This is a genomic window from Halorussus sp. AFM4 (genome assembly GCF_051194995.1).
Lineage (GTDB): Archaea > Halobacteriota > Halobacteria > Halobacteriales > Haladaptataceae > Halorussus.
In genome coordinates this window covers 877,564-899,019 of sequence record NZ_JBNTJT010000001.1, presented here as the reverse complement: position 1 = coordinate 899,019, position 21,456 = coordinate 877,564, and the positions used below count along the sequence as shown (strand labels likewise).

The following is a 21,456-nucleotide window of genomic DNA, read 5'->3' as shown; positions in this document are numbered from 1 at the left end:
CGGACTCGCGGCGCCTGTCACCCCTACCCGACGCCGCGCCGCGGCGCCCGGGGGCCGTCCGCCATGACCGCGACAGCTTCCGAGAGCGAGGAGCCGCTCGCCGACTCGCGGCTCGCCCGCTCGCTGCGCCTGCTGAAGCTCCTGCTGACCGTCCTGACGCTCGCCGTCTCGCTGCTGAAGGCGCTCGGACTGGCCTGAGCGCCGGCGACCGAGGCGGCCCGGCCCTCAGAGCAGCCGATACCGGCCGCGGCTCTCGCTGACCTCGCCCCGGCGAGCCAGCTTCTCCAGCGCGTTCCGCGCGTAGTCGGCCGGCACCCCGCGCTCGTCGGCGTACTCGACCACCTCGTCCTCGGTCGGCCGGTCGAGCTCGCGCAGCGCCGCCAGCACGGTGTCCTTGCGCGACCCGCCGCGCGTGCTGGCCGACCGGTTCTCGACGCGCTCGGCCGCCGCTTCGACTTCCTCGGTGTCGATGCCCGACGCCTCCAGGTACTCCTCGTCGGAGACGCCGGCGTCGTCGACCCGCGCCTCCATCTCCGAGAAGGAGTCGAGCTCCGCGAACGCCTCGCCCTCGCCCTGCCGGTTGGCGAGCATCGACGACCGGACCTCCCGAGCGTGGTCCTCGTCGTCGGTCTCCACGAACTTCTTGAGCTTCTCGAACTTCCGGCGCTTGCCGCACCGGGGACACTGGGTGGTCTCCGGCCGGCCCTCGACGATCTTGAGCGCCTGGCAGTCACTACACCCCACGACGGCGTACATACTCCCGGGTCGGGCTCGTTCGTACGTGAATGTTCGGTTCGGTCGCAGTCTCGTCTTTCCGAATCGGCGCGTGCCGGCGTCTGCGCGAGCGAAGCGAGCGCAGGCTCGTGGGAACTTTGCTCCCACGGCGCGACCTCGTGTCGCGCCGAGCGTGCGAGGGACGAGGACCGGAGGGAACGGATGTGACCGAGGACCGCAGGAGGCTGGGGAGGCGTGAGGCTGTTGCGGTCGCGGTGCCGTGCGGGACACAGGTGACGGCAGTAGCTAGCTTCGACGTCTCGTTTTCTCTGCCGGTACTCTCGGGATTTACTCCTCAACGTCATTTCAAGTCGGCGCGACCAGTTCGACCTTGACGCGCTCGGGCGCCTCGAAGTAGACCGCGTAGTGGTCCGGGCCGCCCGCGAAGGGGTGGTCGTCCTCGGAGAGAATCGCAACTCCGCGCTCTCGCAACTGCTCGGTCATCCCGTCGACGTGCGACCGCGATTCGGCGTGGAACGCGAGGTGGTTCAGTCCCGGGTGGCGGCGGTGGAACTCCTCGTCGGCGTACTCGTCCGGAGCGCGCACAATCACGAGGTACGTCGGGCCCAGCTTCCACGACCGGCCGTCAGCCCAGTCCTGGTGGCGCTCGTAACCGAGTTCGCCGAGGAACCACTTCCAGAACGCGCGGCCGCCTCGAAGTCGGCGGCGTACAGTTCGACGTGGTGGAGCAGTCCGGCGGAGGCGTCGTCGTCGCGCAGATTCGCGGACGACTCCTCGCCACCCACCCTTTGGGCGTCCCCGTCCATACCGTCGACTCGCAGGTGTAAAACGTCCGCCCGTCCGCGCCGGTAAGAACGTCCGCCGGTCGAACCTTTAGGTGCCCCGGCCGCATCGGTACGACCGGTCATGGAAGTCGTACCCAAAGACGCGGAGGAATCCACCGAGGCGGTCGAGGGCGTCCACCTCTCGATACTGGCCGGCGAGGAGAAGATGAACGTCCAGCACTTCTTCATCGAACCCGGCGCGGAGGTGCCCGAGCACAGCCACGAGCACGAGCAGACCGGCTACATCACCCAGGGAACCCTGACGTTCGTCGTCGACGGCGAGGAGATCGAGGCCAGCGCGGGCGACTCGTACGCCATCCCCGGCGACGAGCCCCACGCCGCCGAGAACCGCGGCGACGTGCCCGTCGAGGGCGTCGACATCTTCAGTCCGCCCCGGACGAACCCCGACTGGCAGGACTGACGGGGCGTTCTCGCCGGAGAGCAGACGGCGGAGAGAACGGGAGATCGGGTTTTGCAGATTCGGCTGTCGGGAGAGTCCGCGAAAGAAATACGGCGGAGTCGAGCGGCGCTACGCGAGGTCCTCGATGTTCTCGCAGATGGCCTCGGCGTACTCGGTCGTGCCGACCTTCTCGGCGTCCTCGCGCTGGCGGGCGAGGTCGTAGGTGACCGTGCCCGAGGAGATGGTCTCCTCGACGGCGTCGCGGATGAGCGCGCCGGTGTCGTCCCAGCCGAGGTACTCGAAGAGCAGGCGGCCCGAGAGGATGAGCGCGGTCGGGTTGGCCTTGTCCTGGCCCGCGCGCTTCGGGGCGGAGCCGTGGACCGGCTCTGCGAGACAGCGGTTGTCACCGAAGTTGGCGCCGGGTGCGATGCCGAGGCCGCCGATCTGGGCGCCCGCGGCGTCCGAGAGGTAGTCGCCGTTGAGGTTCGGCATCGCGAGCACGTCGAACTCGTCGGTGCGGAGTTGCATCCACTGGAGCATCGCGTCGGCGAGTCGCTCCTCGACCATGACGGCGTCCTCCGGGATGTCGACCTCGTCCTGCTCCTCCCAGAGCGAGTCGGGCGCGGCGAAGACCTCGTCGTCGGGGTACTCCTCGTCGGCGACCTCCATGCCCCACTCGCCGAACTGGCCCTCGGTGAACTTCATGATGTTGCCCTTGTGGACCAGCGTGACCTTGTCGCGGTCGTTCTCGAGCGCGTAGTCGATGGCCTCCCGGACCAGGCGCTTGCTGCCCTTCTCGGAGATGGGCTTGAGACCGAGGCCGATGGGGCCCTCGTGCATCGTCTCGTCGAAGCCCATCTCGTCCTCGACGAAGTTCCGGACCTTCTCGACCTCCTCGGTGCCGGCCTCCCACTCGATGCCGGCGTACACGTCCTCGGTGTTCTCCCGGAACGTGACCATGTCCATCTCCTCGGGCGCCTTCATCGGGGACGGGACGCCGTCGAGGTAGTAGGTGGGCCGGACGTTCGCGTAGAGGTCGAGCGTCTGGCGGAGCGCGACGTTGAGCGACCGGTAGCCGGCGCCGACGGGCGTCGTGAGCGGGCCCTTGATGGCGACGCGGTGCTCGCGGATGGCCTCGACCGTCTCGTCGGGGAGGTTGACGTCCTCGCCGTACTTCTGGCGGGCGCTCTCGCCGGCGTAGACCCGCATCCAGTGGACGTCGCGGCCGGTGGCCTCGGCGGCCGTCTCCAGCACCTTCTGGGCGGCCGGACCGACGTCCTGACCGATGCCGTCCCCGTGGATGATGGGGATGATCGGGTTGTCGGGCACGTCGAGTCCGTCCTCGGAGTCGGCCACGGTGACCTTCTCCCCGCCTTCGGGAACTTCCACCTTGTCGTAGCTCATAACACCCGAACTTGCGAGCGAGAGGGATAAAAGGCCTGCCGTTTCCCCGCGGCATGCTATAAATCCCCTAATATCCCTCATTTGCGGGTGAGTCCCACGGTGAACGCTGATGCCGGCGCCGGGTTCGGCCGGAGCGTCGCGACGCCGACGGGCCGTCGCGCCACATGCCGCCGAGCCCCGCGCCAGGTGCCGCCGACGGGCCCGCGCCGAGTGGCCGGAAGTTAAGAACCCGCGCGGACCACGCCCTGGCATGAAGGTCATCGTCCACGGCGGGGCCGGCGGCGCCCCCGACGAACCCGAACCCAGGCAGGCGGTGCTCGACGAGGCGGCCGCGACCGGCGCGGCGGAGTCGACGGTGCTCGACGCGGTCGAGGCGGCGGTCCGCGTGCTGGAGTCCTCGCCCCGGTTCAACGCCGGGGTCGGCGGCGCGGTCCAGAGCGACGGCGAGATCCGGACCGACGCCGGAATCATGACCGGCGACCGCGAGGCGGGCGCGGCGTGTTCGATGCCGGGCGTCGAGCACGCCGTGAGCGCCGCCAGGGTCGTGCTGGAGGAGACGCCCCACGTCCTGGTCTCGGGCCGCCACGCCGTCGACCTCGCGGCCGACTTCGGGGTCGAGACCGGCGTCGACCTCTGGTCGGAGCAGACCCGCGAGAAGTGGGCCGACCTCGACGCCGTTCCGGAGGGGTCGCCCCGCGAGCACCTCGACTGGCTCCGGGACCGGTTCGGCGGCGACCCCGACAGCGCCGAAGAAGCGTCAGGGGGCGAGGACGCACCCGGGACGGCCGCCACCGACCGCGACCCGAAGGACCACGACACGGTCGGCGCGGTCGCGTCGGACGGCGAGTCGTTCGCGACCGCCACCTCGACCGGCGGCCGGTGGCTCGCGCTGGCGGGCCGGGTCGGCGACGTCCCCCAGATCGGCAGCGGCTTCTACGCCGCCCCGGCCGGCGCCGCCAGCGCGACCGGCGCGGGCGAGGACATCGCGAAGACGACGCTGACCCGGCGGGCGGTCCGCCACCTCGAATCGGGCCGGGACGCCCAGACCGCCGCCGACCTGGCCATCGAGGAGTTCGCCGAGCTCACGGGCTCGTCGGCGGGGGTCATCGTGCTCGACCGCGACGGGACCGCCGGGAGCGCGTTCAACAGCGACGCGATGCAGACCGCGGTCGACGGACAGGTTCCCGGCGAGTGAGCGGCGTCGACCGCCGGGCGAGTGGACGGCGTCGGACCCCGGACGAGCGCTGTCCCGGCAGCGACGGGTCCCGCGGCTACCGGGCCGGGACGACGGCGGCCTGCGGTCGCGCTCGAAAAAAGCGTCGGAACCGGGGACAGCGTTACGCTTCCGACGTCGTGGTCGTCTCTTCGCCCGCGACGGTCGTGGTCTCCTGGGCGCCGACTTCCTCCTGCTCGGTCGTGGTCTCCTCAGCGGCGGCGGTCGTGTTCTGCTGGCCGGCCGCGGTCGTCGTCTCCTCGATGTTCATCTGACCGGTCTCGTTCTGTCCGCCCGCGGCGATGGTCAGGTTCCCCGTGGCCCGCGCGCCGTCGGTGTAGACGCCGTGGGTGTAGGTCCCCTCGGGGAACTGCCCGAAGCTGACCTCGAAGGTCACGGTGGTCGCGCCCCGCGCGGGCACCTCCACGAGGTCGGCCTCGATGACGTTCCCGGCGATGCGGTACGACACCTGCTTGGTGGCGCCCGCGTTCCCGAGGTTGACGAGCGTCGCGCTCACGTTGTACTGCTGGCCCTGCTGGACCTGCGAGGGCGCCTCCAGGTTCTGGATGGCCACGATGGAGAGCTGGCCCTCGCCGACCTGGATGGAGCCGATGGCCGGGCTGCCGACGGTGGCGCGCCCGACGGTCGCGCTCTCGACGGAGACGCTGCTGATGGTCGTCTGTCCGCCGGCCTGCGCGGCGGCGGTCGTGGTCTCCTGAGCCGCTTCCGCGGTAGTCGTGGTCTCCTGGGCACCCTCCTCGGCCGCAACGGTCGTCTCCTCCCCGCCGGCGGCGACGGTGGTGGTCTCCTGCTTCAGTGCGGCCTCCTGCGTGGTGGTCTGCTCAGCCGCGACGGTGGTCTCCTCAGCGGCCACGGTGGTCTCCTCGGCCGCGACTGTCGTCGTTTCCTCCTCGGCCGCCACCGTCGTCTCCTCGGCGGCCGGAGTGGTGGTCTCCTCGGCGGCAGCAGTGGTCGTCGGAGTCGGCGTCGAGATATCGCCGGCGTTCACGCCGAGCACGACGAGCGTCCCGATCTCGAGCTCCTGGACGTTGACCCGCTGGATGGTCGCGCTGTCGACGCTGACGTCGCCGACCTGGGTCTGCTCGGCGACGGTGGTCGTGGTCTCCTGCTCGGCCGCAGCAGTGGTCTCCTCCCCGCCGGCGGCGACGGTGGTGGTCTCCTGCTTCAGTGCGGCCTCCTGCGTGGTGGTCTCCTCAGCTGCGACGGTGGTCTCCTCGGCCGCGACGGTCGTCTCTTCCTCCTCGGCCGCCACCGTCGTCTCCTCGGCGGCGGTGGTGGTAGTGGTCTCTTCGGTCGTCGTGGTCTCCGCGGCCGCTGCGGTCGTCGTCTGCTGACCGCCGGCGGTCTGGACGCGGTAGTTCTGGACGACCAGCTGCGAGACGTTCATCTGCTGGATGGTCAGGTCCTGGAGCGTGACGTTCCCGACCGACGCGTTCCCGCTCAGCGCCTGGGCGAGCGCCTGGTCGTCGGTCTCCAGCCCCGCGACCGAGAGGTTCTCGAGCGCGAGGCGCTCGAACCTGACGTCCTGGAGCGTCACGTTCTCCAGCGTCCGGTTCTGAGCTACGACCCGGATGCTGCTGGCGTGCACCGACTTGATCACGGCGTTCCGGACCGTGACGTTACCCACCTCCAGCTGGTCGACCTGCACGTCCTGTAGCGTTACGCCGTCGGTCGTCTTTGCGTCGGGCGCGGATGCCGACGTCCCCCCGAGCGTCGCCAGCGGGACGCTGGCGAGGACGAGGGCTGTCATGATCAGCACTGCGCCGGTTTCTCGTTGCATAGGCAGCCCATCATATCGCCGGAGCCGCCAATAAACGGGACCAACCGTTTCGCATCGTTTGGGGTTTTGACGGGCTATTACCGCCGTTACCGCGGAGTTGTCTCGCGAGTACGACACCCCTAATCGAGGTGGGTTACGTGACGAAATAGAGACGCGTTCGACCCCCGATCGCGAGCGGCCGCGGGCCGGCCACTGAGACGCAAACTCTTTCCGGTGCTCAGGCCAACGTGGGGGCATGAGCAGTACCGATGTCGACCTCGACGCCGAGAAGTACGAGAAGCACCGCGAGGCCGGCGAGATCCTCGCCCAGGTCCGCGAGGAGGCGGCCGACCGGGTCGAGGTCGGCGCGTCCCAGCTCGAGGTCGCCGAGTACGCCGAGGACCGCATCCGGGAGCTCGGCGGCGAGCCCGCCTTCCCGGTCAACATCAGCGTCGACGAGGAGGCCGCCCACGCCACGCCCGCGGCCGACGACGACACCGAGTTCGGCGAGGAGATGGTCAACCTCGACATCGGCGTCCACGTCGACGGCTGGATCGCCGACACCGCCATCACGGTGGACCTCTCGGGCAACCCCGAGCTTCAGGAGGCCAGCGCGGAGGCGCTCGACGCGGCGATCGACGTGATCGAGCCCGGCGTCGAGACCGGCGACATCGGCGCCGAGATCGAGTCGGTCATCGACGGCTACGGCTTCAACCCCGTGGTCAACCTCACCGGCCACGGCCTCGACCAGTACCAGCAGCACGTCGAACCGAACATCCCGAACCGCGAGGTCTCCCAGGGCGTCGAACTCGAGGTCGGCGACGTGGTCGCAATCGAGCCGTTCGCCACCGACGGCACCGGCAAGGTCCACGAGGGCAACGACGAGGAGATCTTCGCCCTGGAGCGGGAGGGGTCGGTCCGCGACCGGCAGGCCCGCCAGGTGCTCGACCAGATCACCGAGGAGTTCAGGACGCTCCCGTTCGCCACCCGGTGGCTCGACGCCTCCCGGGCCGAGATGGCGCTGCGCCGCCTGAAGATGAACAACCTCGTCCACGGCTACCCGGTGCTCAAGGAGGACGACGGCAACCTCGTCAGCCAGAAGGAGCACACCGTCATCGTCACCGAGGACGGGTGCGAAGTCACGACCGAGTGACGCCGCGAACGACCCGGTAGTCTCGCCGACCGCAGGGTCGTCGACGAACGGACACTACTTCTCTGCGCGACGCCGAACGCCTCTGACGAGTGAGACGCGACGCCGAACGACGAGCAAGAACTGTGTCTCGGCCCGGCTCGCACCCGAACGCTGCTTCGCCCCGAAATCGAGCCGGGCGTCCCACCCCCGTCCCGAACGCAAGACGAGACGGTACTGCAGACGAGTCGCGTCGGTCGCCGATCCCACCCCCGTTCGTCGCGGGGAGGCGGCGGCGTTACGCGTTGTTCATCCGCTGGCTGGACTCAGTGCCGCAGATCTGGCACTCGGTGACGCGGTACGGCTCCCGCGAGAACTCGGCGTTCTCCCGCTTCTGGCTCTCGGTCCGGATCTGGACGGAGACGTCGTGTGGCGTCTCGCGTCCGCATTCCTCGCACGATTCCGTGATCGCCTGGAAGCTCTGGTTTTGTGTAGCCATCGTGACCTTCCTCTCGCTTTCTCCTTGCGCTGATAGGAGCATAAAAACCCCAATCCGTTGGGGGGCGTTCGAACCGTTCATTCCACTGCCGTCCTGCGATTCTACCGAATACGAGACGGAAATTCCCCGAAACAGTTCATAGACTCGTTTGCGGGAGTAATGAAACGAAAACTGGTCGCAACGGCCGGAACGTTTAAATAATACTTCCGCCGGTCCGAAACCGCGAGCGCCGACGGTCCGGCACCGGACGGGACTGCATGCCCAGCGGCGCGCCGACTCGACCGCGCTGCGCCTATCGCGGTCGTACCGCCCGCGCAACCGATGTGACCCGCCGCCGTCCCGGCATCGGCGCCCGCTCCATCGACGGTTCTCGGCGACGGCGCCGTGCCCTCGCGTCGCGGCCCTGCCGGTGGTGTCACACGATGGTGTACTGTACCCCATCCAACACTAGTCGCGAAACGAACGGCTGAATCCTCCGCTCGCAGTCGGAAGCGGTCGCTCGTTCGGTCGGAGCCGGCGGATTCACTGCAAGACGGACTGCGACGCGGCGATTCGGTCCGCGGTGGAGTCGGTCGACGAGTGCCGTCGGGTCGCCGGTGACCGCGGCGTCAGCCCGTCAACGGTTCGTTTCCCGCCGCCGGCCGACGGTAACGACCCGGTTCTGCGAGTTACTCCGGCCGTGTGCCGTTTCGCCGGGTCGAGGAACGGTCGGAAGTCGGACACCGCAGGTTCCGGTCCGCACTCCCGGTCGGCCCCCGCGCCGCGGCGGACGCGAACCGCCGGCCCCAGCCGACAGTATAAACCCGCGCTCTCCCAACGACGACACATGGACCAGGTCTTCGCACCGTGGCGCATCGAGTGGGTCGAACGCGACGGGGACGACGACGTCGACGGATGCGTCTTCTGCGAACTGCCGGAGCGCGACGACGACCGGGAGAACCTCGTGGTCGCGCGCAGCGACCGGGCCTTCGTCATGTTCAACAACTACCCCTACAACCCCGGCCACGCGATGGTCATCCCCCGCGAGCACACCGGCGACTACCGCGACCTCCCCGAGGAGACGCTGCTCGACCACGCGCTGCTCAAGCAGCGGACCTTCGACGCGCTGGAGGCCGCGCTCTCGCCCGACGGCTTCAACGCCGGCCTCAACCTCGGCCGGGGCGCCGGCGGCTCCATCGACGACCACCTCCACACCCACGTCGTCCCGCGGTGGCAGGGCGACACCAACTTCATGCCGGTCATCTCGGACACGAAGGTCATCGTCGAGGCCGTGGCGGAGACGTACGACCGGGTGCGCGACGCGTTGGCCGAGCAGGAGGACGCGGAGGTCCCGGACGACGAGGACGGCGCGATCCGCTTCCGGTTCTGAGCGGCGCAAGCGACACTGCCTTCACCCCGCAGGCCCAACGGTGCTCCGATGAGCAAGCGCGCGGTCCGCCGGGTCGGCGCGGTCGTCCTGGCGGTCAACGTGCTGCTGGTGGTCGCCAAGGGCCTGGTCTGGTGGTCGACCGGGAGCCTCGCGGTCGGCTCCGAGGCGGTCAACAGCCTCGCCGACGTCGGCTACAGCGTCGTCATCCTCGCGGGCCTCTACCTGACGACCCAGCCGCCCGACTTCGGCCACCCGCACGGCCACGAGCGCATCGAGCCGTTCGTCTCGCTGTTCATCGCCGTGGGCGTGTTCGCGGCGGGCGCGGCGGTGCTCTGGCGGGCGACCACCTCGGTGCTCTCGGGCGAGGTCGCGGCCGCCGGCGTCTCGCCGACAGCGGTCGCGGTGCTGGTCGGGACCGCGGGCGCGAAGTACGGGCTCTACCGGTACTGCATGCGGGCGGCCGACCGAACGCTCTCGCCGGCGCTGACCGCGACCGCGCTCGACAACCGCAACGACATCCTGACCGCGGCCGCGGCGCTGGTCGGCGTCCTCGGGTCGGGCGTGGGCCTGCCGGTGCTCGACCCGATCGCCGCGGGCGTGGTCTCGGTCGGCATCCTCTACACGGGCTACGAGATCGTCGAGGACAACGTCGACTACCTCGTCGGGAGCGCCCCGCCGGACGACCTCCGGGCCGAGATCGTCCGGCGCGCGCTCGACCACCCCGACGTCGAGGGCGCCCACGACGTCATCGCCCACTACGTCGGCCCGGAGATCGACGTGAGCCTCCACATCGAGGTCGAGGGCGACCGCACCCTGTTCGAGGCCCACGACATCGAGACCGACGTCGTGCAGTCCATCCGGGAGCTCGACGAGGTCGACGACGTGTTCGTCCACGTCGACCCGAAGGAGCTCGGCGAGTGGAAGGTCGACGAGTCGGTCGACGAACTGGTCGGCGAGGACCCGCCCGCGCAGTGATCCGACGACGGTGGTCGCGGTTCTCCACTACGGCGACCGCCGCCGACGCACTGCCGGCCTTCCCCGGGAGTTTGGGTGCTCGGCACGGTTTTCAGTCGCCGGGAACCGGTTGGTGCCTTTATACGTCTCGGCGAACAGGTTCGACCGTGGTCCCCATGTCACGCGACTTCCGCTCCGACCGACGCGCGATGCTGAAAGCCGGCGGTGCCGCCCTCGTCACCGGCGCGCTCGCGGGCTGTACTGCGGACGGACGCGACGGCCCCGGCGGAGCCGCGACGACCGGCACCGAGCGGACGACGACCGGGCGGGAGACCGATATCGCGACCGCCCTCTACCTCCCGATAGAGGTGGGCCCCGACGGTCGACTCGCGTTCGAGCCGTCCGGCGACAGGCCGCTCGTCATCGAACCGGACACCGAAGTCCCGTTCGTCTGGCGATCCGACAACCACAACGTCGTGGTCGACGACCAGCCCGACGACGCCGACTGGGCGGGGACGCCCGGCGACGCCGAGACGTTCTACGACGAGGGCTACGAGTACAGCCACACGTTCGAGAAGCGGGGCACGTACGAGTTCCACTGCGAGGCCCACGCGGCGGCCGGGATGAAAGGCACCGTCGAGGTCCGCGAGGAGGTCCCGAGTCCCGAGTTCGCCTCCGAGGACGACCTCCCGGTGAGGGTCGGACCGGACGGCGAACTGCGGTTCTCTCCGGGCACCGACCGGCCGCTGAAGGTATCGGCGGGCACGGAGGTCCGGTTCGTCTGGGAGTCGGACTCCCACAACGTCGTCGTGGACGACCGACCGCAGGGTGCGAACTGGAGGGGCACGCCCGGTCGCTCCTCGGCGGTCTACGACGAGGGGTACGAGTACAACCACACGTTCGACGTGCCCGGCGTCTACCGGTTCCACTGCCACCCCCACGAGACGGTCGGCATGACGGGGACGATAGTGGTCGAAGCGGAGTAGCGAAGCAGTTCTCCGGCCGACCCCGTCGCTTCAGACCGGCTCGCCGAACGCGTACACCGTGCTGTGGCCGGTGATCTCGACCTCGAGGAAGTCGCCGGGCTCGACGCCGCGCTCCGAGGCGTTCTGGACGATGACCTGTCGGTAGGCCTCGTCGTAGCACTTCACGGAGTCGCCGGTGCCCTCCTCGACGACCAGCACCTCGTGGGTCTCGCCGACCATCGCGTCGTAGGCCTCGGCCACCACGTCCATCTTGAGGTCGGTCATCTCCTTCGAGCGCTCCTTCTTGAGCGTGCCGCCCAGCCCCTTCATCTCGGCGGCGTCGGTGCCGGGCCGCTTCGAGAACCGGGTGACGTTGATCTTCTCCGGGCGGGTCTCCCGGAGCAGCGCGAGGCTCTGCTCGTGGTCCGCCTCGGTCTCGGTGGGGAAGCCGACGATGAAGTCGGTCGAGAGCGTCCAGTAGTCGAGGTACTCGTCGAACGTCTCGACGATCTCAACGTACTCTTCGACCTGGTGCTGGCGGCGCATGTCGCCCAGTACGTCGTCGCTGCCGGACTGGACCGGCGCGTGGATGAAGTTGTAGAGCTCGTCGTTCTCGGCGAACACCCGCGCGAGCTCTTCGCGGATGCCGTGGACGCCCTTCGGGTTGGCCATCCCGACCCGGACCCGGAAGTCGCCCTCGATGTCGCAGATGCGGTCGAGCAGTTCGTGGAGCTTGCGCTCGCCGGTGTCCCAGCCGTAGACGCCGGTGTCCTGGCCCGTGATGCGGATCTCCTTCGCGCCGGCGTGGACCAGCGCGCGGGCCTTCTCGACGTTCTCCTCGACCGACGGGGAGTCGATCTTGCCGGTCGCGCGCTTGGTGATGCAGTACGAGCAGTCGGACATGCAGCCCCGCGCGATGGGGAGGATGCCGATGACGCCGTCGAGCACCGGCTCGGCGTCGGGCGTGGTCGTCGGGCACTCGCCGTTGGTGACCGCCTCGGGCACCTCGTCCCAGTGGAGCACGTCGGCGTCGACGCCGGCGTCGCGGAACTCCTCGCCCTGCGCGAGCGCCATGCAGCCGGTCACGATGAGGTCGGCCGTCTCGCCCTCGAGCTCCTCGGCCCGCCGGAGCATGTTGCGTTCGGTCTTCTCGACCACGGTGCAGGTGTTGAGGATGGCCACGTCGGCCTCCTCGGGCCCCTCGACCCGGCGGTGGCCGGCGTCGCGGAGCCGCCGCTCGATCTCGCGGCTCTCGCCCCGGTTCGACGTGCAACCGTAGGTCTCGATGTGGTAGCGGGCCATTCGCTGTGGTGTTCCTTTCGGGCACGCGGCCAAAAGCGCGACGGATTCACCGCGTCGGAGACGGACTCACCGCCCGCCGGCTACGCCTCGCCGCCGTACTCGGACAGCAGCACTACCATCACGCCCGTCCCGACGGCCGGGACCAGCCACGCCTGGGATTCGACCGGTTCGCCGGCGAGCACACTCCCGCCGGCGTACCCGACGGCGAGGGCCGCGAGCGCGCCGGCGACCACCAGCACGCCCCGGACCTCGTCCGCGCCCCGGACCGACTCGACGACCGCGGTGAGAGACGTGTCGGACATACCGGATTTCTGACGTGCAGCGTACTTAGTGTTTTCCGTGACGTCGGCAGCGACTTCGCCACCGCTCTGCCGGTCTGCGCTCGGTCCGCCGACTGCCGGCCGAGGCTGTCGGAGCGAGCAACCCGCGGCCGTGACGCCGCACCGGACGTTTCCCTCCGGAGGTGCTCGGGTGGAGAAAGCGAGCGTTTCGCCTCGCGCCGCACGGACACGTTCGTCGCGGGTTCGCGACGCCCCCCGGCGCGGTGCGACATGACTGCGACACGTCTCCAATATCCGAGACGTCGACCACCGGTCGACAGCGAGTCGGAGGTCGCCGTCCTGCCGGCGTTTCGGCGTGGCGGTGTCTGGTTCCCCGTGTTTGTTCCGTCGACCTCTCGCCCGCGCGTCCGTTTCGGAGGGTTTCACCGCGGCCGGGGACCGACTGCACGAACTGAGCCGTGAATGATGTGTTAGCCGAGTTCTCCGCCGACAGGCCCTGAAAGCAGCGCAAACGGGGCTGTTCGGTCCAAGTCGGTATGCGACCAACAACAAACTACGTGCAGCACCGAGACCGACTCGGAGAGACTCATGACAGCAACAGACGTCCTGCTTCAGGCGGACGACGGCGGACTGTTCGGCGGCGCAGAGTGGTTGACCAGCGCGCTCTCGGACATCGTGGCCGCGCTCCCGCGGCTGCTGGGGGCTATCGTCATCCTGCTGATCGGCTGGGCCGTCGGCGCGGTCCTCGGCGGCGCCGTCACCAGAATCGTCGACCGAATCGGCGTCGACCAGAGCGTGCGCGACACGCCGCTCGGGCGGATGATGGGCGGTTCGGAGAACGCGATGTCGAAGTTCCTCGGGAAGGTGACCTCGTGGTTCGTGTACGCGCTGGCCATCCTGGCCGCGGCGGACGCGCTCGCCATCGCCGTCCTCTCGGAGTGGATCGCGACGGCGGTCGCGTACCTGCCGGCGTTCATCGCGGGCCTGGTCGTCGTGGTCGGGGGCTTCATCGTCGCCGACATCATCGGCGACCTCATCGCCAACACTCGGGCGGCGAGCCAGACCCAGTACACCCAGTACTTCGCCACCGGCGTCCGGATGTTCCTGTACTTCACCGCCGTCGTCATCGGCCTCGACACGATGGGGATCGACGTCCAGATCCTCTACCTGTTCGCGCGGGCGATGGCGTGGGGCCTCGCGGCGGGCGTCGCGCTGGCCATCGGCATCGGCTTCGGCTGGGGGAGCAAGGACTACATCGCCAACAACATGAACCGCTGGGCAGGCACCGCCCGCAGCAGCGCGTCGAGCATGTCGCCCCAGCAGGGACAGGGCTCGCCCTCGGGCGGCGACGACTGACGACCCGGTTCCGTCCGCGAGAGACCTTTTTCGCGTCAGTAGTTCCGCCGGAAGTCCTCGACGATAGCCGCGCCCGAACTCGCGCCGATGCGCTCGGCGCCGGCCTCGAGCATGGCCCTCGCCGTCTCGTAGTCGCCGACGCCGCCGCTGGCCTTCACCGGCAGGTACTCGCTCATCAGTTCGACGTCCGCGACCGTCGCGCCCCCGTCGGCGAACCCCGTGGACGTCTTGACGAACGCGGCGTCCGCGTCCGCGGCGGCCTCGCACGCGCGGCGCTTCTCCTCGTCGGTGAGCAGCGCGGTCTCGATGATGACCTTGACCGGGATCGGCACCGCGGCGACGACCTCCTCGATGTCCTCCCGGACGGCCTCGTCCTCGCCGGCCTGCAGGCGGCCGACGTTGATGACCACGTCGAGCTCGTCGGCGCCGTCCTCGTCGGCGATGATCGCCTCCTCCCGCTTGGCCGCGGTGGCGTGCTGGCCGTGGGGGAAGCCGACGACGGTGGCCAGCGTCACCTCGGGCGCGTACTCGTCGGCCTCCGCCACGTAGCACGGCGGGATGCAGGCGTTCATGCCGTACTCGGCGGCCTCGTCGAGGACGCGCTCGACGTCGGCCATCGTCGTCTCGGGGCCGAGGACGGTGTGGTCGATCTTCGCGGCGAGCGTTGCCTCGTCCATGCCCGGACCTGAGACGTCGCGGGGGTAAAAAACCGGCTGTCTGCGGCGTCACGGCGGGTGTCCGGGCGTAGGGCGGGACAGTTCCGCGGGACCGCGTCGCGCTACTCCGACAGGACGAGTCTCGCGAGCACCAGCGCCGTCAGCGTGGGGGCAAGCGACAGCCCGCCGAATCCGCCGAGAGCCGCGAGCAGTTCCCAGGCGTAGAGCAGTCCCGGCCCGCCGACGAGGACGACCCCGACGAGCGTCCCCACCGCCGCCCGGGTCCAGGCCAGCGTCTCGGGGCCGGCCCAGAGCACCGCGAGCGCGTCCAGCGCGTCGACGAGGACCACGACCAGCAGGACCCACGTGACCCGCACGCGGGTCGGCCTGGAGACCTTCTCCGGGGGCTCCGGAATCGGAAACACCAGGCGGACGCGCTCGGGCAGCCGCATCTCCGGGAGCGAGATCGGCGGGAGCGCGAAGCTGAACCCGGAGGCGTCGTCCCGGTCGGCGGGGTCGCGCTCGCGGGGCCCGGTCCTGTCACGGGGCTCGTTGCGGTCCCGCCGTCGGGGCCGACCGGCGTCCTCGTCTGCCATGGCTCACCGTAGGTCGGCGACCGCCAAAGGCTATTCGTCGCGCTCCTGACCGTCCGCGGCCGACCCGTCGTCGCGGTCGTCGAGCAGTCGCTCGACCGCCCCGACCGCCGACTCGATGACCGCCTCGGGCGACCGGGTGGCGTCGATCCGGACGAAGCGCTCGGGCTCGGCCTCGACGAGTCGCTCGTAGTTCTGCCGCACCCGGCTCAGGAACGCGGCCTGCTCGAACTTGTTGGTCGCGCCGCTCCGGGCCGCGCCCGTCTCGGGGTCGACGTCGAAGTAGAGCGTGGCGTCGGGCGGCCGGGTCCACGGGGCGTGAACGCCGCGGATGTACTCCAGCGGTCGCTTGACCCGGTCCTCGATGCTCACCGCCTGGTAGGCGTACCGGGAGTCGGAGTAGCGGTCCGAGACGACGACCTCGCCGTCGGCCAGCGCGGGCCGGACCGTCTCGGCGAGGTGGGCGGCGTGGTCGGCGGTGTAGAGGAACAGCTCGGCCACCGGGTCGGCGTCGTCGTCCGAGATGGAGCGCTCGACCGCCTCGCCGTACCACGTCTCGGTCGGCTCGCGGGTGTAGACGAACTCCGGGAACTCCTCGCGGAGCACCTCCCAGACGGTCGTCTTGCCGCTCCCGTCGAGCCCCTCCAGGGTGATGAGCATGTTCGGAGGTGGTCTCGGCGCAGTATAAAGTCCTGCGAGTCCGCGCCGGACCCCCGGCGCAACACGTACCTTTACTGTCCGTCCGTCCTGAATCCGAGCCATGAACGTGCTCGTCGCCGGCGGAACCGGCTTCATCGGGACGCCACTGGTGCGCGAACTGGACGACCGCGGTCACGACGTCACCGTCGTCGCCCGCGACCCCGACGAGGCAGACCTCCCAGCGAGCGTCGAGCGCGTCCGGGGCGACGTGACCGCCCGCGACTCCATCGACGCCGCCTTCGAGGGCCAGGACGTCGCGATAAACCTCGTCGCGCTCTCGCCGCTCTTCAAGCCGCCCCGGGGGAAGACCCACGCGAGCGTCCACCTCGGCGGCACCGAGAACGTCGTCGCGGCGGCCGAGGACCACGGCGTGCGCAAACTCGTCCAGATGAGCGCGCTCGACGCCGACCCGGACGCGCCGACCGAGTACCTCCGCGCGAAGGGCCGGGCCGAGCAGGTCGTCCGCGACTCGGGGCTGGCGTTCACCATCTTCCGGCCCTCGGTCATTTTCGGCGACGGCGGGGAGTTCGTCCCGTTCACGAAGAAGCTGAGTACGCCCTACCTCACCCCGCTGCCGGGCGGCGGGAGGAACCGGTTCCAGCCCATCTGGGTCGGCGACATCGTGCCGATGCTGGCCGACGCCGTCGAACCGGACCACGACGGGGAGACCTACGAGATCGGCGGTCCGGAGGTGCTGACGATGGCCGACGTCGCGCGACTCGCCTACCGCGCCGAGGGCCGCCCCGTGAACGTGGTCCCGATTCCGATGGCGCTGGTGAAACTCGGGCTGACGGCGGCCGACGCGGTCCCGTTCGTCCCCTTCGGCAGCGACCAGTTCCGGTCGCTCCGGCTCGACAACGTCGTCTCCCGCAACGACGTCGACGCGTTCGGCGTCGACGAGACCGACCTCACCACGCTCCGATCGTATCTCGGACTCGTCGAGTAATCGCAACCGCCGGACCGACGGAAACGTCCGTCAGACGGCCGTCGGACGCGCCCGCACGCCGTCCGATATCCGACACCTCTACCGACCGATAAACTTAAAGGGACATGTTCGTCTTCTGGTGTTGTTTTCGAGCTCACGATAAACGTCGGCTTACCGTCCTGCGGTTTTCCGTAACGAGACGTTTCCGGTGGTCGTGGAATGGACCAAAAGGATTATCACCCCTACGTGGATGTATTTCTCCCAACGGAGTACGGTCCGGAAAATGAAGCTCGCAATGATTGGTTTCGGGCAGGCCGGTGGGAAGATCGTGGACCAGTTCCTGGAGTACGACCAGCGAACTGGGAGCGCAATAGTGCGGTCGGCGGTCGCGGTGAACTCCGCGAAGGCCGACCTCATGGGACTCGACAACGTCCCGCAGGACAATCGGGTCCTCATCGGCCAGTCCCGAGTGAAGGGGCACGGCGTCGGCGCGGACAACGAACTCGGCGCGGAAATCGCCGAGGAGGACATCGACGAGATCCAGGGGGCCATCGACAACATCCCGGTGCACGAGGTCGACGCGTTCCTCATCGTCGCCGGGATGGGCGGTGGTACCGGTTCCGGTGGCGCCCCCGTCCTCGCGAAGCACCTCAAGCGCATCTACACCGAACCCGTCTACGGGCTCGGCATCCTGCCCGGTAGCGACGAGGGCGGCATCTACACGCTGAACGCCGCCCGGTCGTTCCAGACGTTCGTCCGCGAGGTCGACAACCTAATGGTGTTCGACAACGACGCCTGGCGGCAGTCCGGCGAGTCCATCGAGGGCGGCTACGCCGAGATCAACGAGGAGATCGTCCGGCGGTTCGGCATCCTGTTCGGCGCCGGCGAGGTCGGCGGCGACGACGAGGTCGCCGAGAGCGTGGTCGACTCCAGCGAGATCATCAACACGCTCGCCGGGGGCGGCGTGTCGACCATCGGCTACGCCGCCGAGGAGGTCGAGAACAACGCCTCCTCCAGCGGCCTGCTCTCGCGGTTCACCGGCGGCGAGGAGAGCCAGACCGACACCGCCAACACCACGAACCGGATCACCAGCCTGGTCCGGAAGGCGGCGCTGGGCCGGCTCACCCTGCCCTGCGAGATCGAGGGTACCGAGCGGGCGCTGCTGGTGCTGAGCGGTCCGCCCCAGCACCTCAACCGGAAGGGAATAGAGCGCGGCCGGAAGTGGCTCGAAGAGCAGACCGGCTCGATGGAGGTCCGCGGCGGCGACTACCCCGTGGTCGACTCCCAGTACGTCGCCAGCGTCGTGCTGCTGTCGGGCGTGAACAACGTCCCGCGCATCAAGGAGCTCCAGGAGGTCGCCATCGAGGCCCAGGACAACATCGACGAGATCCAGGAGGAGAGCGAGGAGAATCTGGAAGAACTCGTGGAGGACGAGGACGATGAACTCGAACCACTGTTCTAAGCTACTGACGCTGCTGTTCGCTGCCGCGCTGGTCGTCTCGGCGGTCGGTCCCGCCGCGGCCATCTCGGCGTCTGCGAGCGGCGCGCCCGACGAGGCGAAGGTCGGCTCGGACGTGACGGCGACGTTCACCATCGAGAAGCCGTTCAGCGAGTACGACTCCTGGACGCTGAACGGGACGACCGCGCTGACCGACGTGACGTGGACGGTGAAGCTCTACGACCAGGCCGGCGACAAGATCGGCCAGAAGTCCTACGACGGTCAGTCGTTCGACCACGCGCTGAAGAAGACCGACGCCTACGAGGTCGAGGTGAAGATCGAGGGGACGGTCCCCGAGGTCGAGAACTTCACCTACGACCCGGCCCAGACGCTGACGCTCGCCGAGCTCCACCAGGTCCGTGAGGGCGGGAGCAGCGAGGCCATCGCCGACCCGTGGACGTTCCGGCCGTACACCCAGGAGAGCGCCGACGCCCGCGCGGCGATCGAGGACGCCGAGGCGGCCATCCAGGACGCCGAGGACAGCGGCGCGAAGGTCACCGAGGCCAAGAGCACGCTCGCCGACGCGATCTCGGCGTTCGACGGCGAGAACTTCGGTCTGGCGAGCGACCTCGCCGGCAAGGCCGCCGAGAGCGCCAACTCGTCCCAGCAGTCGAGCCAGCAGACCCGGATGCTGCTCTACGGCGGCGCCGGCCTGCTCGCGCTGGTCGCGGTCGTCGGGGGCGCGCTCTGGTACCGCTCCCGGCAGGACAGCTACGACAAGCTCCGCTGACGGAGTCCCGTCTTTCCGGACCGGATTCCGGGTGGGGTTTCTCCGACGTTCTACCGGACCGAGTATCGGTCCGGGCATCGCTTTCTGACGCCGCGGAGCTGCGGCTCCGAACGCGGCGAGCAGGCGGCGCCGACGCCGACCGCGAGGGGCGCGCCGCGCTCCCGCCTCGACGCCCTCGCGGCGTGACTCAGGTCACGGGCCGGGTTCGTCGCCTCCTCCGGTTTAAACTCTCGCGGGCGGCGGGCGGACCTGATTCCACAGGGCCTTTAGCCGCGCCGCGCGAGGGTACGCAGGTATGCGAGTCGTCGTCCCGTACGCCGCGACCGAGCCCAAGACGCGACTGGCCGACGCGCTGTCGGCCGACGAGCGGACCGCGTTCGCCGAGGCGATGCTGGGCGACGTGCTGGCGGCGGTGCGGGCGACCGGCCGCGAGCCGGAGGTGCTCGCCACCGCGCCGGTCGACGCGGACGCCCCGGTCACGGTCGACGACCGCCCGCTCACCGAGGCGGTGAACGCGGTGCTCGCGTCGACCGACGGGCCGGTCGCGGTCGTGATGGCCGATCTCGCGCTGGCGACCCCCGACGCGCTCGACCGGCTGTTCGACGCCGGCGGCGACGTCGTCGTGGCGCCCGGACGCGGCGGCGGCACGAACGCCCTGGTGGTCCGCCACCCCGAGTTCCGGGTCGACTACCACGGGACGTCGTTCCTGGACCACCTCGCCGCCGCCCGCGAAATCGGCGCGTCGGTCGAGGTGATCGACTCCCACCGCCTCGCGACCGACGTCGACGAGCGCGCGGACCTGGCGGAGGTGCTGATCCACGGCGGCCGCGAGGTGCAGCGCGCCGCGGAGTCGGGGCGATCAGACCAGCGAGCGGCGGAGTCGCCGGCGGTGGGGGCGTCCTACGTATGGCTGCGGGAGGCGGGGTTCGAGCTGGCGGGTGACGACAGCCGGGTCGGCGTCGTCCGGACGGAGTGACCCGGTTCCGGAGTAGCAACCGTTTTCCGCCCCGCGCGGGAAGGACGAGACGATGATTCCGGGGGCCGACGAGTACGGCGTGGACGTCACCGTCGACGAGGGCGAGGTCGAGCGACTGCTCGAGGTCGAGCCCGCGGACGTCGACCCGGCCGACGAGCTCACCTTCGCGAAGAACGTGTTCGTGCCGCTGACGACCGCCTGCCGGTACACCTGCACCTACTGCACCTACTTCGACGCGCCCGGACAGGCGTCGCTGCTCTCGCCCGAGGAGGTCCGCGATATCGTCCGGACCGGCGTCGACGCCGGCTGCACCGAGGCGCTGTTCACCTTCGGCGACGACCCCGACGACCGGTACACCCGCATCCACGACCAGTTAGAGGAGTGGGGCCACGACTCGATTCACTCCTACCTCCGGGAGGTCTGCGAGCTCGCGCTCGACGAGGGGCTGCTGCCCCACAGCAACCCCGGCGACCAGACCCGCGAGCAGATGGAGCTGGTCGCGGACGTCAACGCCTCGATGGGCGTGATGCTCGAGACCACGGCGGACGTCGACGCCCACGCCGGCCCTCGCCGGAAGTCGCCCGGCCAGCGGCTCAACACCATCCGGAACGCCGGCGAGCTCGGCGTCCCGTTCACCACGGGCATCCTGGTCGGCATCGGCGAGGACTGGCGCGACCGGGCCGAGAGCCTGCTGGCCATCCGCGAACTCCACGAGCGGTACGGCCACGTCCAGGAGGTCATCGTCCAGAACGTCGTCCCCAACGAGCGGTCGTCGTTCGAGCGCCCCTCGGTCGAGACCATGCGCCGGGTCGTCGCGATGGCCCGGTACTGCCTCCCGGAGGAGGTGTCGGTGCAGGTCCCGCCGAACCTCTCGCCGACCCGCGAGCTGCTGGACTGCGGCGTCGACGACCTCGGCGGGGTCTCGCCGGTCACCGACGATCACATCAATCCAGAGTACAAGTGGCCCGCGCTGCAGGAACTGGAGGACATCGCCGACGAGGCGGGCGTGCCGCTGCGCGAGCGCCTGCCGGTGTACCGGCGGTATCTCCCCGAGGAACTGGGCGGCACCGGGGACGGCGACGAGTGGGTCTCCGAGACGATCCGAGGTGCTCTCGGGCCCGACGAGCAGCCCGGCGAGCGCTACCGGCAGGTCCTCGACGCCCGGTAA

General features: G+C 69.7%; 24 protein-coding genes. 13 read left to right on the top strand and 11 right to left on the bottom strand.

Annotation, left to right across the window (positions count from 1 at the left end; all coding sequences use genetic code 11):
- Positions 1 to 63: 63 nt before the first annotated feature.
- A complete protein-coding gene (locus tag ACQUQF_RS04695) occupies positions 64 to 198 on the top strand; it encodes a hypothetical protein (RefSeq protein ID WP_435176263.1) in 135 nt (44 codons plus the stop codon).
- Between the two features lie 27 nt (positions 199 to 225).
- On the opposite strand, the gene ACQUQF_RS04690 is transcribed toward ACQUQF_RS04695, so the two are convergent.
- From ACQUQF_RS04690 to ACQUQF_RS04680, 3 genes are all read right to left on the bottom strand, one after another.
- Positions 226 to 756, bottom strand: coding sequence for a DUF5817 domain-containing protein (locus ACQUQF_RS04690; RefSeq protein WP_435176260.1), 531 nt, complete (start codon positions 754 to 756; stop codon positions 226 to 228).
- Positions 757 to 1,080: 324 nt separating this feature from the next.
- On the bottom strand, positions 1,081 to 1,326 hold the full coding sequence (locus tag ACQUQF_RS04685) for a VOC family protein (RefSeq protein WP_435176257.1): 246 nt from the start codon (positions 1,324 to 1,326) through the stop codon (positions 1,081 to 1,083).
- On the bottom strand, positions 1,323 to 1,541 hold the full coding sequence (locus tag ACQUQF_RS04680; RefSeq protein ID WP_435176254.1) for a hypothetical protein: 219 nt from the start codon (positions 1,539 to 1,541) through the stop codon (positions 1,323 to 1,325). The genes ACQUQF_RS04685 and ACQUQF_RS04680 overlap by 4 nt, the downstream gene beginning before the upstream one ends.
- A 100-nt stretch (positions 1,542 to 1,641) precedes the next feature.
- Here ACQUQF_RS04680 and ACQUQF_RS04675 point away from each other — a divergent pair, with 100 nt between their 5' ends.
- The gene (locus tag ACQUQF_RS04675) at positions 1,642 to 1,980 is read left to right on the top strand and encodes a cupin domain-containing protein (protein ID WP_435176251.1); all 339 of its coding nucleotides are present in this window, start codon (positions 1,642 to 1,644) and stop codon (positions 1,978 to 1,980) included.
- A gap of 108 nt (positions 1,981 to 2,088) precedes the next feature.
- Here the strand turns inward: ACQUQF_RS04675 and icd are convergent, their stop codons facing one another.
- Positions 2,089 to 3,363 carry an isocitrate dehydrogenase (NADP(+)) gene (gene icd, locus ACQUQF_RS04670; RefSeq protein ID WP_435176248.1) on the bottom strand — a complete coding sequence of 425 codons (1,275 nt, stop codon included), beginning with the start codon at positions 3,361 to 3,363 and terminating at the stop codon, positions 2,089 to 2,091.
- Positions 3,364 to 3,613: 250 nt separating this feature from the next.
- Here icd and ACQUQF_RS04665 point away from each other — a divergent pair, with 250 nt between their 5' ends.
- Positions 3,614 to 4,558 carry an isoaspartyl peptidase/L-asparaginase gene (locus ACQUQF_RS04665; RefSeq protein ID WP_435176245.1) on the top strand — a complete coding sequence of 315 codons (945 nt, stop codon included), beginning with the start codon at positions 3,614 to 3,616 and terminating at the stop codon, positions 4,556 to 4,558.
- A 142-nt stretch (positions 4,559 to 4,700) separates the two neighbouring features.
- Here ACQUQF_RS04665 and ACQUQF_RS04660 read toward each other — a convergent pair whose 3' ends face one another.
- The gene (locus tag ACQUQF_RS04660; RefSeq protein ID WP_435176243.1) at positions 4,701 to 6,377 is read right to left on the bottom strand and encodes a hypothetical protein; all 1,677 of its coding nucleotides are present in this window, start codon (positions 6,375 to 6,377) and stop codon (positions 4,701 to 4,703) included.
- Positions 6,378 to 6,612: 235 nt separating this feature from the next.
- On the opposite strand from ACQUQF_RS04660, the gene map reads away from it, so the two are divergent.
- Positions 6,613 to 7,509, top strand: coding sequence for a type II methionyl aminopeptidase (gene map / locus ACQUQF_RS04655; RefSeq protein WP_435176240.1), 897 nt, complete (start codon positions 6,613 to 6,615; stop codon positions 7,507 to 7,509).
- 274 nt (positions 7,510 to 7,783) lie between these two features.
- Here the strand turns inward: map and ACQUQF_RS04650 are convergent, their stop codons facing one another.
- Positions 7,784 to 7,984: a hypothetical protein gene (locus ACQUQF_RS04650; RefSeq protein ID WP_435176237.1), complete on the bottom strand. Its 201-nt coding sequence runs from the start codon at positions 7,982 to 7,984 to the stop codon at positions 7,784 to 7,786.
- A gap of 826 nt (positions 7,985 to 8,810) precedes the next feature.
- Here ACQUQF_RS04650 and ACQUQF_RS04645 point away from each other — a divergent pair.
- The 3 genes from ACQUQF_RS04645 (at position 8,811) to ACQUQF_RS04635 (ending at position 11,293) form a co-directional block, all read left to right on the top strand.
- The gene (locus ACQUQF_RS04645) at positions 8,811 to 9,353 is read left to right on the top strand and encodes an HIT family protein (protein ID WP_435176235.1); all 543 of its coding nucleotides are present in this window, start codon (positions 8,811 to 8,813) and stop codon (positions 9,351 to 9,353) included.
- Positions 9,354 to 9,401: 48 nt separating this feature from the next.
- Complete coding sequence (locus tag ACQUQF_RS04640; RefSeq protein ID WP_435176232.1) at positions 9,402 to 10,328, top strand: cation diffusion facilitator family transporter; 927 nt, start codon at positions 9,402 to 9,404, stop codon at positions 10,326 to 10,328.
- A gap of 155 nt (positions 10,329 to 10,483) precedes the next feature.
- A complete protein-coding gene (locus ACQUQF_RS04635; RefSeq protein ID WP_435176230.1) occupies positions 10,484 to 11,293 on the top strand; it encodes a plastocyanin/azurin family copper-binding protein in 810 nt (269 codons plus the stop codon).
- Between the two features lie 30 nt (positions 11,294 to 11,323).
- Here ACQUQF_RS04635 and ACQUQF_RS04630 read toward each other — a convergent pair whose 3' ends face one another.
- Complete coding sequence (locus ACQUQF_RS04630; RefSeq protein ID WP_435176227.1) at positions 11,324 to 12,574, bottom strand: tRNA (N(6)-L-threonylcarbamoyladenosine(37)-C(2))-methylthiotransferase; 1,251 nt, start codon at positions 12,572 to 12,574, stop codon at positions 11,324 to 11,326.
- Between the two features lie 80 nt (positions 12,575 to 12,654).
- On the bottom strand, positions 12,655 to 12,876 hold the full coding sequence (locus tag ACQUQF_RS04625; protein WP_435176224.1) for a hypothetical protein: 222 nt from the start codon (positions 12,874 to 12,876) through the stop codon (positions 12,655 to 12,657).
- 567 nt (positions 12,877 to 13,443) lie between these two features.
- On the opposite strand from ACQUQF_RS04625, the gene ACQUQF_RS04620 reads away from it, so the two are divergent.
- Complete coding sequence (locus ACQUQF_RS04620) at positions 13,444 to 14,211, top strand: mechanosensitive ion channel family protein (protein ID WP_435176222.1); 768 nt, start codon at positions 13,444 to 13,446, stop codon at positions 14,209 to 14,211.
- Positions 14,212 to 14,246: 35 nt separating this feature from the next.
- Here the strand turns inward: ACQUQF_RS04620 and deoC are convergent, their stop codons facing one another.
- From deoC to tmk, 3 genes are all read right to left on the bottom strand, one after another.
- Positions 14,247 to 14,888 (bottom strand): deoxyribose-phosphate aldolase, encoded by a 642-nt coding sequence (deoC, locus tag ACQUQF_RS04615; RefSeq protein ID WP_435176219.1) that lies wholly within the window; start codon positions 14,886 to 14,888, stop codon positions 14,247 to 14,249.
- A 101-nt stretch (positions 14,889 to 14,989) separates the two neighbouring features.
- On the bottom strand, positions 14,990 to 15,463 hold the full coding sequence (locus tag ACQUQF_RS04610) for a hypothetical protein (protein ID WP_435176216.1): 474 nt from the start codon (positions 15,461 to 15,463) through the stop codon (positions 14,990 to 14,992).
- A 30-nt stretch (positions 15,464 to 15,493) separates the two neighbouring features.
- Positions 15,494 to 16,120 carry a dTMP kinase gene (gene tmk, locus ACQUQF_RS04605; RefSeq protein ID WP_435176213.1) on the bottom strand — a complete coding sequence of 209 codons (627 nt, stop codon included), beginning with the start codon at positions 16,118 to 16,120 and terminating at the stop codon, positions 15,494 to 15,496.
- Positions 16,121 to 16,220: 100 nt separating this feature from the next.
- Between tmk and ACQUQF_RS04600 the strand changes: the two genes are divergently transcribed.
- The 5 genes from ACQUQF_RS04600 (at position 16,221) to cofG (ending at position 21,456) form a co-directional block, all read left to right on the top strand.
- On the top strand, positions 16,221 to 17,105 hold the full coding sequence (locus ACQUQF_RS04600; RefSeq protein WP_435176210.1) for a complex I NDUFA9 subunit family protein: 885 nt from the start codon (positions 16,221 to 16,223) through the stop codon (positions 17,103 to 17,105).
- 262 nt (positions 17,106 to 17,367) lie between these two features.
- Entirely contained in the window at positions 17,368 to 18,546 is a 1,179-nt protein-coding gene (locus ACQUQF_RS04595; protein WP_435176207.1) for a tubulin/FtsZ family protein, read from the top strand.
- Positions 18,524 to 19,312, top strand: coding sequence for a hypothetical protein (locus tag ACQUQF_RS04590; RefSeq protein WP_435176204.1), 789 nt, complete (start codon positions 18,524 to 18,526; stop codon positions 19,310 to 19,312). Before ACQUQF_RS04595 ends, ACQUQF_RS04590 begins: the two co-directional genes overlap by 23 nt.
- Before the next feature lie 295 nt (positions 19,313 to 19,607).
- The gene (gene cofC / locus ACQUQF_RS04585; RefSeq protein WP_435176201.1) at positions 19,608 to 20,288 is read left to right on the top strand and encodes a 2-phospho-L-lactate guanylyltransferase; all 681 of its coding nucleotides are present in this window, start codon (positions 19,608 to 19,610) and stop codon (positions 20,286 to 20,288) included.
- A gap of 52 nt (positions 20,289 to 20,340) precedes the next feature.
- Positions 20,341 to 21,456: a 7,8-didemethyl-8-hydroxy-5-deazariboflavin synthase subunit CofG gene (cofG, locus tag ACQUQF_RS04580; RefSeq protein ID WP_435176198.1), complete on the top strand. Its 1,116-nt coding sequence runs from the start codon at positions 20,341 to 20,343 to the stop codon at positions 21,454 to 21,456.

What these genes read in the sequence shown, in the direction of transcription:
- ACQUQF_RS04595 (WP_435176207.1), top strand. Translation starts at nt 17,368, where the DNA reads ATGAAGCTCGCAATGATTGGTTTCGGGCAGGCCGGTGGGAAGATCGTG.
- ACQUQF_RS04620 (WP_435176222.1), top strand. Translation starts at nt 13,444, where the DNA reads ATGACAGCAACAGACGTCCTGCTTCAGGCGGACGACGGCGGACTGTTC.
- ACQUQF_RS04695 (WP_435176263.1), top strand. Translation starts at nt 64, where the DNA reads ATGACCGCGACAGCTTCCGAGAGCGAGGAGCCGCTCGCCGACTCGCGG.
- ACQUQF_RS04640 (WP_435176232.1), top strand. Translation starts at nt 9,402, where the DNA reads ATGAGCAAGCGCGCGGTCCGCCGGGTCGGCGCGGTCGTCCTGGCGGTC.
- cofG (WP_435176198.1), top strand. Translation starts at nt 20,341, where the DNA reads ATGATTCCGGGGGCCGACGAGTACGGCGTGGACGTCACCGTCGACGAG.
- ACQUQF_RS04645 (WP_435176235.1), top strand. Translation starts at nt 8,811, where the DNA reads ATGGACCAGGTCTTCGCACCGTGGCGCATCGAGTGGGTCGAACGCGAC.
- ACQUQF_RS04590 (WP_435176204.1), top strand. Translation starts at nt 18,524, where the DNA reads ATGAACTCGAACCACTGTTCTAAGCTACTGACGCTGCTGTTCGCTGCC.
- ACQUQF_RS04630 (WP_435176227.1), bottom strand. Translation starts at nt 12,574, where the DNA reads ATGGCCCGCTACCACATCGAGACCTACGGTTGCACGTCGAACCGGGGC.
- cofC (WP_435176201.1), top strand. Translation starts at nt 19,608, where the DNA reads ATGCGAGTCGTCGTCCCGTACGCCGCGACCGAGCCCAAGACGCGACTG.
- ACQUQF_RS04665 (WP_435176245.1), top strand. Translation starts at nt 3,614, where the DNA reads ATGAAGGTCATCGTCCACGGCGGGGCCGGCGGCGCCCCCGACGAACCC.
- icd (WP_435176248.1), bottom strand. Translation starts at nt 3,363, where the DNA reads ATGAGCTACGACAAGGTGGAAGTTCCCGAAGGCGGGGAGAAGGTCACC.
- ACQUQF_RS04675 (WP_435176251.1), top strand. Translation starts at nt 1,642, where the DNA reads ATGGAAGTCGTACCCAAAGACGCGGAGGAATCCACCGAGGCGGTCGAG.
- ACQUQF_RS04650 (WP_435176237.1), bottom strand. Translation starts at nt 7,984, where the DNA reads ATGGCTACACAAAACCAGAGCTTCCAGGCGATCACGGAATCGTGCGAG.
- tmk (WP_435176213.1), bottom strand. Translation starts at nt 16,120, where the DNA reads ATGCTCATCACCCTGGAGGGGCTCGACGGGAGCGGCAAGACGACCGTC.
- ACQUQF_RS04660 (WP_435176243.1), bottom strand. Translation starts at nt 6,377, where the DNA reads ATGCAACGAGAAACCGGCGCAGTGCTGATCATGACAGCCCTCGTCCTC.
- ACQUQF_RS04625 (WP_435176224.1), bottom strand. Translation starts at nt 12,876, where the DNA reads ATGTCCGACACGTCTCTCACCGCGGTCGTCGAGTCGGTCCGGGGCGCG.
- ACQUQF_RS04680 (WP_435176254.1), bottom strand. Translation starts at nt 1,541, where the DNA reads ATGGACGGGGACGCCCAAAGGGTGGGTGGCGAGGAGTCGTCCGCGAAT.
- ACQUQF_RS04690 (WP_435176260.1), bottom strand. Translation starts at nt 756, where the DNA reads ATGTACGCCGTCGTGGGGTGTAGTGACTGCCAGGCGCTCAAGATCGTC.
- deoC (WP_435176219.1), bottom strand. Translation starts at nt 14,888, where the DNA reads ATGGACGAGGCAACGCTCGCCGCGAAGATCGACCACACCGTCCTCGGC.
- ACQUQF_RS04600 (WP_435176210.1), top strand. Translation starts at nt 16,221, where the DNA reads ATGAACGTGCTCGTCGCCGGCGGAACCGGCTTCATCGGGACGCCACTG.
- map (WP_435176240.1), top strand. Translation starts at nt 6,613, where the DNA reads ATGAGCAGTACCGATGTCGACCTCGACGCCGAGAAGTACGAGAAGCAC.
- ACQUQF_RS04610 (WP_435176216.1), bottom strand. Translation starts at nt 15,463, where the DNA reads ATGGCAGACGAGGACGCCGGTCGGCCCCGACGGCGGGACCGCAACGAG.
- ACQUQF_RS04635 (WP_435176230.1), top strand. Translation starts at nt 10,484, where the DNA reads ATGTCACGCGACTTCCGCTCCGACCGACGCGCGATGCTGAAAGCCGGC.